This window comes from Vibrio sp. 1069, from assembly GCF_033340555.1.
Genome location: NZ_JAWOWP010000005.1, coordinates 14,851 through 32,497 on the forward strand (window position 1 = coordinate 14,851; position 17,647 = coordinate 32,497).

Consider the following 17,647-nt stretch of genomic DNA (forward strand, 5'->3'; position numbering starts at 1 on the left):
TTAAATACCCGAGCTCAGTCTCGGGTATTTTTTTTGTCTAAAGTCATAAAGGCTATTTACTGCATGAGTTTTTCATAAAAGGCTAACGCATCAAATGGTCGGGAGAAAAAGGGGCTTTTCTCTATATATTCTTGATGTACTTTGCTCAGTGTTTCAAACTTTTCTATAGATGTAGGTTCGATATGAAAAGTAAGGCTTTCAGTCGATTCTACAAGCTTTAATGTTGAGGTTCTTGAAGCGTTATTTTTTGCTATTAATAAGTAATATGCTAGTTCTTGTTTCTCTTTTAAGACACAAGCTTCAAAAGCTTTTTCGCTTAAAAACGGCAGAACAGGAGTTAATGCTTCTATATGGTTCTTTGAATACTCTAGGGTTTTTTTGTCAGGCGTATTCTGTTTTGCCATAGACTCACACTGCTTTATCTTAGCACCATAATTATCAATAGATTGGCTTACATTTTTAAATAAACTGTCTTCAAATTTTGCATTTGCTAAAGCGACACTTGAGAAAAATGATAAGAGTATTATTACAGCGTTCTTGTTCATATTTTACATCCATCTGAGATCGCTTTCCAAAATCTATATTGCTTGCTATCGTGTACATGATCAAGTGCTTGGAAAGTGGCGATTTTTTCGATTTCTCTCAGCTTGATCTGATCTAAGGCACTATATGATTTGAAGTAATACTCCCAATTAGCTTGTGATATACTCCAAGCAGTTTGGCTTGCATCAGAAGAAATTCCTCTTCCTAATCCAATGCTAACATTTTTAGCGGTTTCCCATCCTGGTTTGGCGGGAATAGCAGTAATTGCTTTAGATAGGCCACTACTCGCTGTCCCCTTCAGGGAGTTTCCTCCAAAAATACTCCAAAGGTTACCCAAGCTAATAAATACTTTGGCCGATCTCTCTAATTCATGTAATTCATTTATTCTATCGATAGCTTTCAAACTCTTTTCATCAAATACAATACCGATGATCGCAGGACATTTATTCATGTTTTACACCGAAAGTAATTAGGTTAAAAAGAACATAGTAACCTACGTTTATATGAGATCTATGTCATTTTTGCGAATTGAGGAAGTGGTTTAACTTTTAGTTATTTTAATTGAGATGATTATTATCTAAAAGGTAGGCAACCTGTAACTCGCATTGGCCCAAATAGCTAAAACATGCGCAAGCCAAGCTGAATTGAAAAAGTAAACAATGTAAATTAAATGCCAATACGAATGATTATCACCTAAATTATGCCCCACATTTATTGGTGATGATTGTTTCTATGTTGCTTAAAAGCAAAGGTGTTCAAACTTGGGCTCGCCGCCTACATATCTATATTTCGATGGCTCTTCTCTTAGTTACGCTGTTTTTTGCAGTAACTGGTATTACCCTCAATCGCCCCGAATTGTTTGAACGCAGTGAACCTATCATTCAACAACATACTCTGACGGTTCCGCACTCAGTTCTATTCTCACATTCAGATACCTTTCAACCTAATCGTGAAGAACTGGTGGCTTTCTTGACTAAAGAAACCGAGCTTCGCGGCACTCCCTCCGCACTAGATGTGTATACCGAAGTTGAGCAAGGTGAGTTGTTACTCGGAGAGCTGTCTATGGATTTTAAAGGCCCAGGTTATAACGCTACGGTCTTTATTGATATGACTACTGGTGCGGCAGATGTTGAAACGACGCACTACGGTATTGTTGCGCTGCTGAACGATCTACATAAAGGGCGCAACAGTGGTGGGATTTGGAAGTGGTTTATCGACGTCACTGCGCTTTTGATGGTGTTTTTTGTTCTTACAGGCGTGTGCTTGTTACTGCCTAAGAAGAAGACGCTCAGAACGTCTATGCAATGGATGAGCTTTGGTACGTTACTGTCGCTCGTAATTTATTTTGTTGCTGTTCCATAACAGCTTTTTTAGAGAACACTTATGTTGAACACAGGAAGATTTTTCCGCCGTAATCACTTTTGTAAAGCCGCTTTGATCGCGGCTTTTGCTCCTTTCTCTCTTTCCGCGGCGCCTCTACCAGATAACGCGAAGGTCGACTTCGAACTCGAACTTCCAAAGATAGATACCTCAATGTATGCACGCCCTTATGTGGCGGTTTGGGTTGAAAACGATCAGCGTAAACCGGTTAAAACCATCCAGTTATGGGTAGGGAAAGACGAATGGTTAAAAGATCTACGCAGCTGGTGGAGAAAAGCGGGTCGTTATGATCGTGAACTTGTTGATGCGGTGACTTCTGCAACACGTCCTGCTGGTCAATACCGCTTTGTCTGGGATGGAACCAATGACGCAGGGGAGCGTTTGGAACAAGGAAATTACACGTTGTACGTCGAGGTCGTTCGTGAACACGGTGGGCGAAACTACTTACGTCAAAAAATAACGCTAGCGGACAGTGACGTGCGCTATGAGCTTAAACCAACACAAGAGACGGGTGTCATCACCGTCAATTATCAAGTTAAGTGATTAAAGGACACAACAATGAAAACCAAAATGAAAGCAGTGGCATTGGCGAGTGTAATGGCAATGGGATTGGCTGTAACCACCACCGCACAAGCACATCCACGTTGGGTTCTGCCCTCTCACTTTACGGTTTCTAAAGAAGGCGGTGACTGGCTGACATTTGATGTTACTGCCTCTCACGGAACGTTTGTTTTTGATAAGCCTGCGGGTAGTGATCAGGCATTTGTGGTGATGCCGGATGGCCGCTCTGAGCGTCCTAACTTTGTTGTTCGTGGCAAGCGTCGCTCTATGTTTGATTTCTTTTTTACAGAAGAAGGCACGCACAAAGTCGCGATTAATAATCAGCCGAGCTACTACACACAATACAAAGCGGGCCGTCGTGATACGGTGAAATGGGCGCGAGCAAACAAAGCTGAGCGTGGTGACGTGCTTCCTGAGCAAGCGCGTGATGTGGTTACTCAACTAAGTTACACCCGAGCAGAAAGCTACATTACGGTTGGTATGCCAACGGACAAAGCGTTGGAGATTGAAGGCAAAATGCTGGAGATGAAACCGATCACGCATCCATCGGACATCATTGAAGGTGAGCCTGTGACTTTCCAGTTTTTCTTTAACGGAGAGCCACAAGAGGGCGTTACTGCTGAGATTACACGTGAAGGTACCATGTACCGAAACCATCAAGAACAAATCGATGTGGTGAGCGATAAAGATGGCAAAGTGATCTTCACGCCAGAAGTCGCTGGGCGCTACTTAATGAAAGCGAACTACAAAGGTGAATTAAAAGATAATCCATTGGCGGATAAAGCGAGTGCCAATGTTCATCTTACGTTTGAAACTCAACTTAACTAATCGAATTAGGCTCAGCAATTGCTGGGCCATTTTGGAATTATCATGAATAACACTTCTCTTCTAAAAGCGGTTTTGCTTTTTTCTGGATTTGCGTCCTTTCACGCTGCTGCACATTTTCCTCTGATGAGCTGTCACTTGGCGCAAGATAAAGTGATTTGTGAAGCGGGCTACTCGGATGGATCCACAGCGGTCGACTACGATGTCGAAATGTACGATTACGACGACAATCTGATCGCCAAAGAAAAAACAGATAAGCGTTCCATCGCAGAATTTACTCACCCTGAAACAGATTTCTATTTGGTATTTGATGCCGGACATGAAAGCCCGGTGGAAGTGGATATCGTTGAGCTGAAAGAGAAATGAGTGTACAGAAAGTTCGCCCTGATGATGGTAACCGAGAAGGAAAGTGGGTCGCACTGACAATCGCAGCAATTCTCAGTTCAGCAGCCATACTTATGCCCTACCATCAGGTCGCGACTGAAAAGCCAGACATGCAGTCTCATCAAGTGTTAATCACGGATTTACATCAAAATGAGTTGGGGTTGATCGCTGAACTTAAGCTCGCTCATGAAGAGATTCGTGATTTGCAGTTAGATACCGGAACTTGGCCTGAGATCTCTGATATGGAGGTGCTTTGGATTGCTCCGTTCGTGAAAGACCAAAACTGGAAGCGTAAAGGTTCTCATCAGTGGCAACGAATTGATGACGGTGTCTACATTGGCGTGAAGACCAGTGCCCAAGGCTCTGCTTCCATGCTGTTGGATAGCCGCAGTTCTCAAGCTGATATTTGGTTTAATGATTCTAGCCGTTCGTTAAATGTGGAGGGACTAAGCGATCTAGCTAAACGCCACGATTTCGGGTGGAAACAAATCGTTCTGTCAGACTCTTCCTCTCATTCTCACGCCCATTAAGACAACATAATTGATAAGTACTATGATCAAACGCTCTCTTTTACGTCGTATTCTTACAGCCACCGCGTTATTGACGGTGTCTTCTACTGGCTTTGCTGCCGATAAACTCAGTATTGGTATTACGCTTCAACCTTATTACAGCTATGTTAAAGCCGTTGTTGGTGAGAAGGCGGACATCGTTCCTTTGGTTGATGCTGGTTTTAATCCTCACAACTATTTGCCACAACCTAATGATCTTAAGCGCTTAAATGAAATGGACGTAATAGTGATCAATGGTATTGGTCATGACGATTTTGCACTGAAAGTGATCAAGGCTTCTCAGCGTGATGATCTCGTGGTTATAGAAGCGAACAAAGAAGTGCCTTTATTGCCCGCTATGGGGCAGTCTGTTGGTCAAGGAGCAGTGAACCCTCACACCTTTGTCGGTCTATCAACAACCATTCAAAAGGTTTACACCATCGCGAGTGAGCTAAGCCAATTGGACCCAGACAATGCTACGTTCTATCGCCAAAATGCTCGTAAATACGCGAAAACATTTCGCCTGATGAAGCGTGATGCAATGTTGTCTCTTGGTGAGTTGGACACGGCTGGTATGAAGGTGGCGACAACCCACAATGCTTACGGATATATCCTTCAGGAGTTTGGTGTTGACGTTGCCGCTGTCATTGAGCCTGCTCATGGTGTAGAACCAAGTGCAAGTCAGCTACAGGAAACGATAGAGAAAATTCGTGAATCGGGCATTGATGTTCTGTTTTATGAGCTCAATATGCCGAATCGCTTTGTTGATACCATCGAAGAGGCGACCGGGGTGCAGCTTTATCGCTTTTCTCACATGACTCACGGTGAGTATGAGGCTGATAAAGTCGAGGTTGAGATGCGAGATAATGTGGAAACACTAATCGAAGCCATGAAATTTGTGGCGAGTAAGCGAGCAGGGGAAAAGGCGTAATGACTGGACCTTCCGTTTCCTTAAGTAACGTGGGCCTAAAATACGCCGACAATATCATTTTGCAGAACATCAGCGCCGAATTCGAGAACGCGAAATGTCACGTGATTATGGGACCGAATGGTGGTGGGAAAACTTCTTTGCTTCGTTCGGTACTTGGACTTACGCCATTTTCGGGAAACATTGCACTCAATTGGCCAGAACCATCAGCTGCATCGGGGAAGATAGGGTATGTGCCACAAAAAGCGATGTTTGAAGCAAGCCTCCCGTTAACCGTGATGGATTTTGTACTGCTTAACCAAACTCGTATCCCTCTATTTTGGCGACGTAAAACGAAACAAACTCAACATGCCCTGACCCAGCTGGATCGCGTGGGTATGGCAACGCGTAGCGACCGTCGTATGGGGCAACTCTCTGGCGGTGAGCAACAGCGTGTTTTGTTTGCGCAAGCTTTACTGGATGAGCCCAATTTATTGGTTTTAGACGAACCTACAACTGGCATGGATGAGCAAGGTGTTCGATATCTTGAAGGTTTGATTCATGAAGTCGTTGGAGAAGGCAAAACGGTACTGGCAGTACACCATGACGTGACCGCAGTGCGCCGTTTAGATGCGCAGGTCCATGTCGTAAATCGTCAAATTGTGGCGTCAGGGCACCATTCAGATGTGCTAAGTCCTGATCGTATAGAAACATTATTCAAGCACTACACAGCAAAAGTGGAGGCTGCATAATGGATTGGTTGCGAGAGTTAGCGGTTAGCGGCGTTGAAGCTGGATGGTTAAGCGATAGCTTTTCTTATGCTTTCATGGTGAACGCAATTGTAGCAGCGCTGATATTAGGACCATTACTTGGTGGTCTTGGGACATTAGTCATCGCCAAGCGACTGGCTTTTTTCTCTGAAGCGGTTGGGCACGCTGCGCTTACCGGAATCGCGATTGGTGTGTTGCTCGGTGAGCCGCCAGAGAATCCGATCATCGGATTGTTTAGCTTTTGTATGATTTTTGCGCTGTTGCTTCACTTTGTTCGTAATCGTACGAATGTACCTTACGACACACTGGTTGGGGTTTTTCTTGCACTAGCGTTAGCGGTTGGTGCTGCGCTGTTAATGTACGTTGCTCGCAAGATCAACATTCACATGTTGGAGAACGTGTTGTTTGGCTCGATCTTGACTGTGACGGACAACGATATCCTTATTTTAGCGATCAGTTGTTTGATCATATTACTGCTTCTTATTCCAACGTTTAACCGCATTTTGCTAACTTGTATCAGCCCGGATATTGCACGTGTACGCGGCTTTAATACCAGCTTTTATGATTACTTGTTTGTCATGATGATCACCTTGGTCACCATCGCCGCGGTAAAGATTATTGGCGCGGTATTGGTTGGTGCATTGCTACTGATTCCTGGTGCAACGGCTAGGTTATTGACTAAACGCATGGGCAGTTTTGTTCTCCTTTCTTCTTTATTGGCAACCATTGCGTGTTTAATAGGAACCATACTGCCGATGGAGCTTGAGCTACCAGTGCCATCAGGCGCATCCATCATCATTGTTTCTGCGGCATTTTTCCTAACAGCAACGGTTTACCGAATTATCCAAAAAGCGTAACCCTTTTTATAAAGTAATGAACATGAAGATAAAAAAATTAGCGATAACTTTTGGTTTGGTTATAGCGACAACACTTCCATCGTTGGCAAGCGCCAAAGACATTTTAACCAGCACTCCCGTCACGTACATGTTGTCTGAGCAACTCATGAAAGGTACAGGGATAGAGACTCAGTATCTGCCTCCAAAGCGTTACGGCGTTGAGCGTCTTGAGAACTGGTTCGCAAATAAAGGTACAGAGCAAGTTAAGCAAGCGGGTCAAGCCGCGACGGTTGCTATTACTCTTGGTGCGATTTGGAAACAAGACCCGACTTATGTTTACGCTCGACAGGGCAACATTCACTTGATTGAAATCGATGCATCGCAGGCCATTTCTCCTAGAGCTCAAGGAGTTGCAGTTCTGACATTGGAAAACGGGTCAACATCGAAGTACGCATGGCTGAACCCTACAAACTTAATCCGAATGGCGGGCATTGTTGGAGAGGATCTACAACGTGTATATCCTGAACACCAAAAGGCGATTCAAACGAATCAACAGGCTCTTATGCTAAATGTGCGTGAACTGATCAACCAACAACAGGCTGAGATCTTCGATAAAGGCATCGATTCAGTGGTGCTGATGAGTGAGTCATTAGAGGACTTTGCCTCTGGCAACCAATTGTTTGTGGTTGGGCGCGAATTTAAGCCGGAACTTGAGTGGACAGAAGAAGACAAATTATCTTTAAAAGCTCAGCTTGAACAAGATAAAACGCTATGGTTAGTGACGGATAAACGACCGTCGAAAACCTTGACATCGCTTATTAAACCGAGCCGCATACTGCAAATTGATGTTATTGACCGCTGGGGCAGTAACGGTATCAAAACTGAGAAGCCACTCGCACGTTGGGAGATGTGACACGTAAAAAGCCACAGATTTTATGATGGGGAATGAAAAGTTCCCTATTTTTTTGTGATTGAGTTCAAAATGTGAGCACTGATACCACTGGTTGCATAAGAAAGTGTTTGTTTCATTTCTATTTCATTACTACTTTGTTATGTGTTCGTTGCGATTGATTCGGATTTAATCTGTTTCTAAGCGAACCGGTACAAACAACTATACGGATGTTAACAATGAAAATGAAAACTCTAGCCGTTGCAGTGGCGGCACTAGCATGTGGTTCACAGGCCTTCGCAGCAGAAGTTTACAACAGCGATGGTACATCTTTATCGATCGGCGGTCACGTTTCAGTTGGCGTGGGTGAGTATTTCGAAGAAGAAGTAAAAGTTCACCAAGTGTCTCCACGTATCAATGTTGCGGGCAAGAAAGACATTGGCAACGGTATCACTATCGACGCTAAAGGCGAATGGGCACTTAACTACCTAAATGGTGGTAGCCAGTCGTTTTCAACTCGTTTGGGCTACATCGGCGCGACCCACCAGCAGTTTGGCCGTTTAGTGGGAGGTACACAGTGGTCTCCGTACTACGATGTCGCTGGCGTTGCGGATCTACCAATCGCGTTCGCGAACGACTTTTTGTACGACAATCACAACAATCTAGGTACTGGTCGTGCTGAAAAAATGATCAGCTACCGTAAAAGCTTTGAGTTTGGCGAAGGTTTTGCTTTCAACCTAGGTCTTGGTTGGCAAGGTGAAAATGATGATAGAGGCCTATCATTACAACAAAACCCTAACACAGGTCTTCCAGAATACGTTTCTAAAGGCAGCAAGTATGACCAACGTGGTCAAATCGCACTGAGCGGCTCTGTTGCGGGCTTTGGTCTAGGCTACGTATACAGCGGCGGTGATGTTGAGAATTCTGGTCTAGGTACTAAAACTGCTGAATCACACCTTGTTTCTGTAAATTACGGTGAGTATGGCTCTGGTCTGTACGCAGCTGTTGTATACGGCATGAACGAATACTTCTACGAGATGCGTGAAGAAACTACTCAGATTGAGGGCCTACTAGCGTACGGAGTCAACAATTGGACGTTCAGCGTTAACTACGAAGGTGTAGAAGACGACAAAGACAACAAGACAGTTTCAAGCGAAACTGCGCTACAAGCAGAGTACGCAGTAACTCCTGCATTCGTTACTTTCGCTGGTTACCAGTTTGACCTAGGTAACGACTACAACAATGAAGAGAACGACTACTGGACTCTAGGTGCTCGTTACTACTTCTAATAAATAGGCCAGTTTCTACTGCCTAAACACATTTATTGTGTTAACGCCTACTCGTTGTGAGTAGGCGTTTTTCTTTCTGCTTTCCTTTGGCTATAAGAGACGCTAGTCATTCTGTGCTTAGGTAACCCCACTCTTTGTTTAGAGAGTGCGTCTATAAAAAATGCCCGCAACTTGCGGGCATTTTTTGTTGTTAGAGATACAGTTCTATTAATACGCTTATTTTTTATCGAGTAAATCGAGGAAGAAGGCATACTCTAGCGCATCTTCTTTTAAGCGCTTAAATCGACCAGATGCGCCGCCGTGTCCGGCTTCCATATCGGTTTTGAACAACAAGACGTTATCGTCTGTCTTCATTTCACGAAGTTTGGCGACCCACTTCATTGGTTCAAAGTACTGTACTTGAGAGTCGTGCAAGCCAGTCGTTACCAACATGTTCGGGTAGTTTTGCGCCTTGATGTTGTCGTAAGGCGAGTAACTCAACATATAGTCATAGTATGTTTTGTTATTTGGGTTACCCCATTCATCATACTCATTGGTGGTCAATGGAATCGATTCATCGAGCATGGTGGTTACCACGTCCACAAACGGAACATGTGCACCGATACCGCGGTACAGTTCTGGTGCTTGGTTGATGATAGCCCCCATTAAGAGACCTCCTGCAGAGCCACCAACAGCGAAGACTTTATCTTTCGCGCCGTAGCCTTGTTCAACCAAACCTTTAGTCACATCAATAAAGTCGTTGAATGTGTTTTGCTTGGTTAGTTTTTTACCGTCTTCATACCAAGGGCGGCCAAGCATTTCAGATCCACGAATATGAGCAATGGCGTAAACAAAGCCGCGATCCAATAGACTCAAACGTGTCGAGCGGAAAGTTGGCTCAATGGTTGCGCCATAAGATCCATAACCATATTGGTAGAGTGGATTCGTACCATCTTTCTTAAATAAGTCTTTACGATACACCAAAGAAACGGGTACTTCTTTACCGTCACGGGCTGTGACCATGATGCGTTCTGATTGGTAATTGTCAGGATTAAAATCACCAAGTACAGGTGTTTGCTTCATGATTTCTGACCCGCCCGTTTTTAGATCGAAATCGTAGTAGGTTCCTGGAGTGGTTAAACTGCTGTAATAAATACGAACTTTCTCGTTATCCAGCTCTAGGTTACCTGTCAAATAGGCAGCAAACGCATCGTCATTAAATGTGAGGGGGAATTCTTTTCCTGTTGAAAGCTGACGTACAGTGACGCTTGCTAGGCCGTTAGAGCGCTGCTCATAGACGATGTGATCATCGAATAACTCGAAGTCGACAAGTTGAGTGTTGTCGTCTGCGGCAATCACATCTTGCCATTTAGAGCGGTCATGCATGTCATTTTGATGAACTTTCATCAAACGGAAGTTGACGGCTTGATAGTTAGTATAAATGTAATACCAATCGCCTAGCTTAGAAATACTGTATTCAATGCCATCTTCACGAGGATAGAACGGTTTCGCCTTTGCTTTAGGGTTGTTCGCATCAATGATAGAGACCCCACTGGTTTCTGTACTCGAATGCCAGATATAAATATCTTCGCCATCTTTGCTTTTGCTTAGTGAGGTGTAATAGGCGCTGTCGGTTTCCTCAAAAATCAGCTCATCGCTGCTTTGTGGTGTGCCCAATACATGACGATAAACTTGGTAGCCCAATAAGGTCTGTGGATCTTTTTTGATGTAGTAAAAGGCGTTGTTATCGTTCTGCCATGCGACAGCGCTTGAGGCCCCTTCGATTTCATCTTGTAGGTAATTGCCTGTTGTCAGGTCTTTGATCTTAAGGGTGTACACGCGGCGGCTTAATGTATCTTCGCCATACGCCAATAAGTTTTCATTCGGACTAACGTATAGGCCGCCGATACTGAAAAATTCATGTTCTTTTGCTAGTTCATTGACATCTAAAATGATTTGTTTGTCTTTGCCTGCAAAGTCTTTAGCTCGCAAATGGACTTCGTACTCGTTATCTCCGGTCACTTCACTGGAGTAGAAGTAGTTGCCTTTACGAACCGGTACTGAGTGGTCGTCTTTTGCGATGCGCCCTTTAATTTCTTCAAATAGCGTATCTTGAAGTGTTTCAGTGTGCTTTAGAACGGTTTCTGCGTACTGATTTTCTGTCTCTAGGTGCTGTAAAATTTCAGGGTCTTTACGTTCGTCGTCACGCATCCAGTAGTAGTTATCAACGCGGGTATCGCCATGAATAGTCATCGCGTGAGGGACTTTTTTCGCAACCGGAGCTTGAGTTTGTTGAGCAACGATCTGTGTTTGGGAGTATTGAGTCATGCTGGGGATTCCTTGATTGCTGCATCCGGCGACAAGCGCGACCGAGACGGCCAACGTAGTTAAAGTGAAACGCATCTGATTTTATCCTTATTGTACACCCAAGTGGCCTCATCCTGAGGGCTGGGCTTTCATTTTGTTAGTGGTTTTCAGTTGTCCATTCTTTGTTATGGGGTATACCGAAAAAGTGAGAATCCTCAATATTTCCGAGTTGGATACTCAATTTGAAGGGCGCTGAAAACACATTGTGTAAGCAGCTGTTATTTTTAACAAATATCAATTCGAAAGTTAAATCATTCTCATCGGGAAATCGATATAGTGTGATATGAAAAAAGGGACACACTTGTTGAGTGTGTCCCTTTTGGATTTTGAAAGTAAGCTGATAATGATCAGATAACTTGCGGTACTTCGTTTGAGTGATTGTGTGCTCGATTCACCCACATTAACCCAAGCATTGCAATTACCGACATTGCCATCATCAAAATGCCCAAAGGCATCTGGTTATGCGCTGGAAATAGTGACGCGAGCAAAGTTGCGACACCTGCCCCCAAGTTTTGCATGCCACCTAATGTCGCGCCTGCTGTTCCTGCATGGTATGGGAATGGCGCAATCGCTCCAGTTGTTGCTGCTGGGAAGAGAATACCCGCACCCAAAAAGTACACGGTTGCGCCTCCAACCAGCGTTAACGCCGTGGTCAAACCAAACAAGCCTGGGATGAGCACAATAGCAGAGCCCACAAAAATAGAGACCAAGCCTACGTTTAAAGCACGACGCTCAGAGCGACGTCTTGCTATATAGCTAGATAAGCCTGCGCCCACCAAGTAACCTGGGATCGGCAATATAAACAGCAAACTTACCGTTGTTGCTGGTAATTCTAATACCCCACCTAACAACACCCCAGCCGCCGCTTCGAATACACCCACACCAGCGAATGTTGCAACCAGGCAAATCAAAAAGCCTTGAAAGCGGCGGTCAGACAAAACGTGTTTGTAGCTTTTGGCTACTGGTTCGAATTTGCGTTTCTCTTTTGGTAGCGTCTCCATCATGCTTGTCATCATGGTGATCACAACCGCGATAGCAAATAGCGCTAAGAACAAGTAGCTCGACCGCCATCCGAAAGCTTCTGTTAGGTAGCCGCCTAATACTGGTGCCATTAATGGTGAGAAAATCACACACATGCTAATTAAGCTGTTTGCTCTGTGTAGATCAGAGCCTTCAAAGCAATCGCGAGTCAGAGTGCGTGACATCGCACCGCCGCAGCCAATACCTAAGCCTTGGATAAAGCTACCAATCAAGAACCATTCAAATTGATGTGCAAATAATGCTACCAGTGTACCCACGATGTAGATAAGCAGCCCGACGATGATGATCGGTTTGCGTCCCAAGCGGTCCGATAGTGTGCCATACGCAAATTGCGACAAGCCATATGGGATTAGGTAACAAGCCATCACAGCTTGAAGTGATGACGCAGATACCAAAAACTCGCCCGCCATATGACCGATTGAAGGCACGTACATTGTCTGGGTCATTTGACCCACGGCAGTCAATATAGCGATTAAAAAGGTAAGTTTCGCTAATGGAAACGAAGCAGACATTTGCGTATCTCTCCAAAAAATTTAAGACGTAAAAACCCTTAGCGCTCTTTTATAGAGTGCCAACTGAATTCTTGTGTTGCGGGGGTATTTGCGCGAGATAATAGTGCTTGCTTGTATAATTAGCAATCGAAAAGTGTGAAGTTGAGCAAGATAAAAATCTATGATTTCAATTAGAAAAACTAATCCGATTTTGTTTTCAAAAAGAGATGCATTTCTTTGTCTAATTAAGTTAAATCTTTTACTTTTCGTGAATAGAATGAGCCTTATAGGTAACTGGTTTTAATGGTTAAAGTGCAAAAATAAAGCGTCTGCTCGGTTGATCTGAGTTCAAGATGAAACGAGTGAATAAAAGGTAGAGGAAGGCATCAGAAAGAAAAGGGAGCCGAAGCTCCCTTAGAAATGATTATGTCTATTCGCGCTCAGATGCGTATGCGTAAAGCATTTCTAGTGCGATGGTTGCTCCCGCTAGTGCGGTAACATCACTGTGGTCGTATGGAGGCGATACTTCGACAACATCCATACCCACGATATTCATGCCGGCTAAACCACGAATAATTTTCAGCGCTTTGTCTGAGTTCAAGCCACCACAAACTGGTGTACCAGTTCCCGGTGCGAAGGCCGGGTCTAAGCAGTCGATGTCAAAAGTGACATATACTGGCTTGTCTGCGACGGTGCGACGAATTTCTTCTAGGATCTCGTTCACCGACATGTCATTCGCTTGCATCGCATTAATCACATTGAAGCCGTGATCTTGCTGTTTGTACTCCGTACGAATGCCGATTTGTATTGAGTTCTTTGCTGAGATCAAACCTTCTTTCGGCGCATGGTAGAACATCGTACCGTGGTCGTATGAACTGCCATTTGCATAGGTGTCCGTATGAGCATCAAAGTGAATCAACGCCATTTGGCCATGATGCTTCGCATAGGCACGCAGGATAGGTAGCGTAATGAAGTGGTCACCGCCCAATCCCAACATGGTTTTACCACTTTTTAGAATTTCACTGGTTGCCGCTTCAAGGCGGTAAGTAAAATCTTCCGCATCACCGCAATCGAACACGAGATCACCTGCGTCGATCACTTTCAGTTTATCCAATACGTTGAAGCTCCAAGGGAACTTCTTACCTTCCCATGCCAAGTTGACTGAGGCACGGCGAATTGCATCTGGACCCATACGCGCACCTGGACGACCAGATGTTGCCATGTCCAGAGGGACTCCCAACACCACAACGTCTGCGTCTGCCGATACCGGGTTACGAATGTACGGCAGACGTAAAAACGACATAGAGTTGGAGTAAAGCGAATAATCAGTTTTAGTAAACAAATCATTCATATCAGAAGTCCTCTAAATAGGTGTATCCTGCTAGACCTTGTTCTAGTTCTGCTAGGATTTGTGCTTGTTCATTGGCTTCAACTCGCTGTGAAACCAATTGTTTATAATTGTCACGAATCGCATCCACGTCGATATGAACGTAGCGCATCATGTCTTCTACACTATCACCTTCGTTGATGTAACTGATCTCAAATTGACCACGTTCATCAACATTGACTACAGCACTGTGGGTATCACCAAATAGGTTGTGCATGTCACCAAGGATTTCTTGGTATGCGCCTACTAGGAAAAAGCCCATTAGGTACGGTTTGTCTTTGCTCCAAGCTGGTACAGGTAGCGTGCTCTCGATGCCTTGACCATCAACGTAGTGATCGATCGCGCCATCAGAGTCACATGTGATGTCCAACATCACTGCACGACGCTCTTCCGCCTCGCCAAGACCAGAAAGTGGCAGAACAGGGAACACCTGATCAATACCCCAAGCATCTGGTAGAGATTGGAAGAGAGAGAAGTTCACGAAGAACTTATCTGCAAGACGTTCGCTCAACTCGTCCAGAATCGGACGGTGGAAGCGATTCTTAGTGCTCATCTTTCGGCTTAATTCGAAGTAAATGCGTAGTGACAATTGTTCTGCCCACGCACGTTGTTCCAAGTTAAGCACGCCTGTAGCAAATTGAGAGTGCACTTCTGCCAAATCACTTTGGGTATCATTGTAAATCTCAATTAACGCACGAGCGTCTGTACCATCTTGTAAGTTTTCCCAGTTTCGCCACATGTTTTGTAGCAAAAGCGGAGCGTCATCATCAAGCTCATGTACTTCTTCCGGTAGGTACGACTCGGTACCAATTACGTTAGAAATCAATACAGCGTGGTGCGCTGTTAGCGAGCGACCCGATTCCGAAATGATCACTGGCATTGGTTGTTCGTATTGCAGACACACATCGCCCACTGTGTTCACGATATTACGTGCGTATTCTGCAAGGCCGTAGTTCATCGAATTCGATGATTGGCTGCGTGTGCCGTCATAATCCACTGCCAAGCCGCCGCCCACATCGAAGTACTCGATGTTTGCACCGAGTGCGCGTAGTTCGCAGTAGAAACGTGCAGACTCGTTCACACCATTGCGTACATCACGGATGTTTGCCATCTGTGAACCAAGGTGGAAGTGAACCAGTTGCATCGCGTCTAGGTTGCCTTCGCGTTTAAGACGTTCAATAACGCTAAGCACTTGCGATGCTGATAAACCAAACTTCGATTTTTCACCGCCACTTGCTTGCCATTTCCCTGCGCCTTGAGAGGCGAGGCGAATGCGTAAACCAAGGCGCGGTTTTACACCCAAACTTTTCGCTTCTTCTAGTACCAGATCCAGCTCAGAAAGCTTCTCTAGTACGATGAATACCTTGTGACCCAGCTTTTCACCGATCAGTGCAAGACGCACATACTCACGGTCTTTGTAGCCATTACACACGATCACGGAGCTACCTTGTTGAGCCAATGCAAGTACCGCCAACAATTCTGGCTTGCTACCCGCTTCAAGACCAAGCTGCTTGGTTTCTAGTTGAGCTTGGCTCGCTAGAATTTCATCCACCACTTCACGTTGTTGGTTTACTTTAATTGGGTACACCAACAAGTATTTGTTTGGATATTGGTATTCTTCAATTGCTTGGTTGAATGCGTGGCAAATACCATGCACACGTTGGTGCACGATTTGCGGGAAGCGTACTAATACAGGCAGATTTAACTGCTTCGCTTCTAGCTCATTTACAATAGCGCTGAAAGGGATTTGATGTGCACGATCACTACGTGGTGATACATATACTTCGCCTTGGTCATCAATGCCGTAGAAACCTTGGCTCCAGTAGTGAACGTTGTAGTCCGCGCGGATGCGGTCTAATTTAGTTGCTTTTTCCAACTCGATTCTCACAAAAATGTACTTAACTCCTTAATTAATTAGAAGGAAAAGTACAAAAAAGCAAATCATGAGGTATTTACCTCATACCCTGACACGAACTCCGTGTGCGCGCATTAACGGATAAAAGGGCCCTTGAGTCTAATGATTAAAATCTATCATCTCGATTATGATTTGTTGTCGTCGCTACGTGTGAATATTTGTTTACCGAAGCGTCCATTCTGCTGTTATAGTTGGTCTGACCAGTAAGGATTCGGTCATGAAGCATCTCACTAAAATAAGGACATATTTTGCAGCTGCACAGAATTCAGGGGTACATTCAGACCATGTATCTCGCCGAATATCCCGATAAATTATTGTTGCTTGATGGTGCCAGTCGAGCAGACATCCCTCATCTTAAAGACTTTATTGAACATCAACTCCATCGTCCTTTTTCTGACCTAAAGTTGGTTGTTGTGACCCACATGCATCCAGACCATGCTGGTGGTGCGCACAAACTACGTGATTTAACAGGATGTAAGCTATTGGCCGCAAAGCGAGAGAGCCAGTGGTATAGCGGTGTAGACGGTTGGCTAATGCATTTGACCGATTTGATGTTAGCACGCTGGATGGCGAATCGGATGCGTAAACCAAAGCAAAACCTGTGGTATTCCCGTAAGTTAAAGCCAGATATTGAACTTATTGATGGAGAGTTTATTCCTGGATTTGATGATTGGCAGGTGCTAGAAACGCTTGGGCATACCGACCGAGATCTGTCGGTTTATCATTCTGAACAAGATGTGCTGTATGTGGCGGATTTAATGGTGCAGGTGAAAAAGCATCTGATTGCGCCGTTTCCCATATTTCATCCGAATCAATATCGGCAATCATTAAAGCGTGTGTTTGAGATGAATCCGCAATGTTTGCTTCTGGCACATGGGGGAGAGGTGACTTTGGATGAAAAAGCGTATCAGCACATTTTGAATACAGCGCCGACTAAGCCAATGACGCACTGGCGAGTGACAAAAGTTAAAGCGAAGGGATTGTTGTTTGCGTTATTTCGTAGGAAGTAGGCGAAGATAAAGCCAGACGAGTGATGCTCAACAAAAACGTTCGATCACTCATCTGAAACTACGGGGTTAAGATGCCAATAAGTGAGATTGGCTAGGATCAACGAGCACTTTGTCTGCCATGCCTTGACGACCTAACAACATCATGTAAGTCATTTTTTCACGGTTAGTCAACGTAATGTCGATTGGCCATTGTTGGTCGCCCATACGCAGCATCGTCGTGATCACGCAGCGGTGCTCAAAAGTACCGTTAGAAGATTTAACCTTACGGTTTGCTTTTAGTTTCGCTGTGCAGCGAACCACTTGTTCTAAATGGTATACATCTGGGTGCAGATCGAATGCAACATAAGACTGACCATCTTTTTCAAAGCAATCAATATTGTCTACATGTAATGAAGAGGTTTGAGCGCCTGTATCAATACGCGCTTCAAGGTGAGTAATCCCTAACTCTGGCAAGCAAATAGCTTCGGCATTCCCAATGATCATTTTCTGATTCATAGTGTCATCCTAGCGACGAGTAACAAGAGA

Annotated in this window: 18 protein-coding genes; 11 read left to right on the plus strand and 7 right to left on the minus strand. The window is 44.6% G+C overall.

What is annotated here, in order from left to right:
* Positions 1 to 56: 56 nt before the first annotated feature.
* Positions 57 to 545, minus strand: a complete 489-nt coding sequence (locus R7040_RS10000) for a hypothetical protein (RefSeq protein WP_064354474.1) — start codon at positions 543 to 545, stop codon at positions 57 to 59.
* Positions 542 to 994, minus strand: a complete 453-nt coding sequence (locus tag R7040_RS10005; protein ID WP_033906230.1) for a hypothetical protein — start codon at positions 992 to 994, stop codon at positions 542 to 544. Before R7040_RS10005 ends, R7040_RS10000 begins: the two co-directional genes overlap by 4 nt.
* A gap of 281 nt (positions 995 to 1,275) precedes the next feature.
* Between R7040_RS10005 and R7040_RS10010 the strand changes: the two genes are divergently transcribed.
* From R7040_RS10010 to R7040_RS10055, 10 genes are all read left to right on the plus strand, one after another.
* On the plus strand, positions 1,276 to 1,905 hold the full coding sequence (locus R7040_RS10010; protein ID WP_021035904.1) for a PepSY-associated TM helix domain-containing protein: 630 nt from the start codon (positions 1,276 to 1,278) through the stop codon (positions 1,903 to 1,905).
* A gap of 21 nt (positions 1,906 to 1,926) precedes the next feature.
* Positions 1,927 to 2,466, plus strand: coding sequence for a DUF2271 domain-containing protein (locus R7040_RS10015; protein WP_033906231.1), 540 nt, complete (start codon positions 1,927 to 1,929; stop codon positions 2,464 to 2,466).
* 15 nt (positions 2,467 to 2,481) lie between these two features.
* Complete coding sequence (locus tag R7040_RS10020; RefSeq protein ID WP_005374252.1) at positions 2,482 to 3,312, plus strand: DUF4198 domain-containing protein; 831 nt, start codon at positions 2,482 to 2,484, stop codon at positions 3,310 to 3,312.
* A gap of 42 nt (positions 3,313 to 3,354) precedes the next feature.
* A complete protein-coding gene (locus R7040_RS10025) occupies positions 3,355 to 3,675 on the plus strand; it encodes a hypothetical protein (protein ID WP_005374251.1) in 321 nt (106 codons plus the stop codon).
* Positions 3,672 to 4,223, plus strand: a complete 552-nt coding sequence (locus tag R7040_RS10030) for a DUF6162 family protein (RefSeq protein ID WP_005374250.1) — start codon at positions 3,672 to 3,674, stop codon at positions 4,221 to 4,223. The genes R7040_RS10025 and R7040_RS10030 overlap by 4 nt, the downstream gene beginning before the upstream one ends.
* Positions 4,224 to 4,245: 22 nt before the next feature.
* Positions 4,246 to 5,172 carry a metal ABC transporter solute-binding protein, Zn/Mn family gene (locus R7040_RS10035; protein ID WP_005374249.1) on the plus strand — a complete coding sequence of 309 codons (927 nt, stop codon included), beginning with the start codon at positions 4,246 to 4,248 and terminating at the stop codon, positions 5,170 to 5,172.
* Positions 5,172 to 5,900: a metal ABC transporter ATP-binding protein gene (locus tag R7040_RS10040; RefSeq protein ID WP_064354476.1), complete on the plus strand. Its 729-nt coding sequence runs from the start codon at positions 5,172 to 5,174 to the stop codon at positions 5,898 to 5,900. The genes R7040_RS10035 and R7040_RS10040 overlap by 1 nt, the downstream gene beginning before the upstream one ends.
* The gene (locus tag R7040_RS10045; RefSeq protein WP_005374244.1) at positions 5,900 to 6,775 is read left to right on the plus strand and encodes a metal ABC transporter permease; all 876 of its coding nucleotides are present in this window, start codon (positions 5,900 to 5,902) and stop codon (positions 6,773 to 6,775) included. Before R7040_RS10040 ends, R7040_RS10045 begins: the two co-directional genes overlap by 1 nt.
* Positions 6,776 to 6,797: 22 nt before the next feature.
* Positions 6,798 to 7,667, plus strand: a complete 870-nt coding sequence (locus tag R7040_RS10050) for a metal ABC transporter solute-binding protein, Zn/Mn family (protein WP_064354477.1) — start codon at positions 6,798 to 6,800, stop codon at positions 7,665 to 7,667.
* 215 nt (positions 7,668 to 7,882) lie between these two features.
* The gene (locus tag R7040_RS10055) at positions 7,883 to 8,932 is read left to right on the plus strand and encodes a porin (RefSeq protein ID WP_005374238.1); all 1,050 of its coding nucleotides are present in this window, start codon (positions 7,883 to 7,885) and stop codon (positions 8,930 to 8,932) included.
* Positions 8,933 to 9,148: 216 nt separating this feature from the next.
* Here R7040_RS10055 and R7040_RS10060 read toward each other — a convergent pair whose 3' ends face one another.
* The 4 genes from R7040_RS10060 to speA all read right to left on the minus strand — a co-directional run bounded on the left by R7040_RS10060 (position 9,149) and on the right by speA (position 16,073).
* Positions 9,149 to 11,314 carry a S9 family peptidase gene (locus R7040_RS10060; protein WP_161441131.1) on the minus strand — a complete coding sequence of 722 codons (2,166 nt, stop codon included), beginning with the start codon at positions 11,312 to 11,314 and terminating at the stop codon, positions 9,149 to 9,151.
* 311 nt (positions 11,315 to 11,625) lie between these two features.
* Positions 11,626 to 12,831, minus strand: coding sequence for a multidrug efflux MFS transporter EmrD (gene emrD / locus R7040_RS10065; protein ID WP_017635532.1), 1,206 nt, complete (start codon positions 12,829 to 12,831; stop codon positions 11,626 to 11,628).
* Positions 12,832 to 13,240: 409 nt separating this feature from the next.
* Positions 13,241 to 14,161, minus strand: a complete 921-nt coding sequence (speB, locus tag R7040_RS10070; protein WP_005374233.1) for an agmatinase — start codon at positions 14,159 to 14,161, stop codon at positions 13,241 to 13,243.
* 1 nt (position 14,162) lies between these two features.
* On the minus strand, positions 14,163 to 16,073 hold the full coding sequence (gene speA, locus R7040_RS10075; protein ID WP_064369690.1) for an arginine decarboxylase: 1,911 nt from the start codon (positions 16,071 to 16,073) through the stop codon (positions 14,163 to 14,165).
* Positions 16,074 to 16,396: 323 nt separating this feature from the next.
* On the opposite strand from speA, the gene R7040_RS10080 reads away from it, so the two are divergent.
* Positions 16,397 to 17,122: an MBL fold metallo-hydrolase gene (locus R7040_RS10080; protein ID WP_064354549.1), complete on the plus strand. Its 726-nt coding sequence runs from the start codon at positions 16,397 to 16,399 to the stop codon at positions 17,120 to 17,122.
* A gap of 66 nt (positions 17,123 to 17,188) precedes the next feature.
* Here R7040_RS10080 and R7040_RS10085 read toward each other — a convergent pair whose 3' ends face one another.
* Entirely contained in the window at positions 17,189 to 17,617 is a 429-nt protein-coding gene (locus R7040_RS10085; protein ID WP_005384193.1) for an ATP-dependent zinc protease, read from the minus strand.
* Positions 17,618 to 17,647: the final 30 nt, after the last annotated feature.

Excerpts from the sequence above, each read along its gene's own strand:
- R7040_RS10020 (WP_005374252.1), top strand. The coding sequence starts at position 2,482 with ATGAAAACCAAAATGAAAGCAGTGGCATTGGCGAGTGTAATGGCAATG.
- R7040_RS10035 (WP_005374249.1), top strand. The coding sequence starts at position 4,246 with ATGATCAAACGCTCTCTTTTACGTCGTATTCTTACAGCCACCGCGTTA.
- speB (WP_005374233.1), bottom strand. The coding sequence starts at position 14,161 with ATGAATGATTTGTTTACTAAAACTGATTATTCGCTTTACTCCAACTCT.
- R7040_RS10005 (WP_033906230.1), bottom strand. The coding sequence starts at position 994 with ATGAATAAATGTCCTGCGATCATCGGTATTGTATTTGATGAAAAGAGT.
- R7040_RS10010 (WP_021035904.1), top strand. The coding sequence starts at position 1,276 with ATGTTGCTTAAAAGCAAAGGTGTTCAAACTTGGGCTCGCCGCCTACAT.
- R7040_RS10060 (WP_161441131.1), bottom strand. The coding sequence starts at position 11,314 with ATGCGTTTCACTTTAACTACGTTGGCCGTCTCGGTCGCGCTTGTCGCC.
- R7040_RS10045 (WP_005374244.1), top strand. The coding sequence starts at position 5,900 with ATGGATTGGTTGCGAGAGTTAGCGGTTAGCGGCGTTGAAGCTGGATGG.
- R7040_RS10085 (WP_005384193.1), bottom strand. The coding sequence starts at position 17,617 with ATGAATCAGAAAATGATCATTGGGAATGCCGAAGCTATTTGCTTGCCA.
- R7040_RS10030 (WP_005374250.1), top strand. The coding sequence starts at position 3,672 with ATGAGTGTACAGAAAGTTCGCCCTGATGATGGTAACCGAGAAGGAAAG.
- R7040_RS10040 (WP_064354476.1), top strand. The coding sequence starts at position 5,172 with ATGACTGGACCTTCCGTTTCCTTAAGTAACGTGGGCCTAAAATACGCC.
- R7040_RS10015 (WP_033906231.1), top strand. The coding sequence starts at position 1,927 with ATGTTGAACACAGGAAGATTTTTCCGCCGTAATCACTTTTGTAAAGCC.
- R7040_RS10050 (WP_064354477.1), top strand. The coding sequence starts at position 6,798 with ATGAAGATAAAAAAATTAGCGATAACTTTTGGTTTGGTTATAGCGACA.
- emrD (WP_017635532.1), bottom strand. The coding sequence starts at position 12,831 with ATGTCTGCTTCGTTTCCATTAGCGAAACTTACCTTTTTAATCGCTATA.
- R7040_RS10055 (WP_005374238.1), top strand. The coding sequence starts at position 7,883 with ATGAAAATGAAAACTCTAGCCGTTGCAGTGGCGGCACTAGCATGTGGT.
- R7040_RS10025 (WP_005374251.1), top strand. The coding sequence starts at position 3,355 with ATGAATAACACTTCTCTTCTAAAAGCGGTTTTGCTTTTTTCTGGATTT.
- R7040_RS10000 (WP_064354474.1), bottom strand. The coding sequence starts at position 545 with ATGAACAAGAACGCTGTAATAATACTCTTATCATTTTTCTCAAGTGTC.
- R7040_RS10080 (WP_064354549.1), top strand. The coding sequence starts at position 16,397 with ATGTATCTCGCCGAATATCCCGATAAATTATTGTTGCTTGATGGTGCC.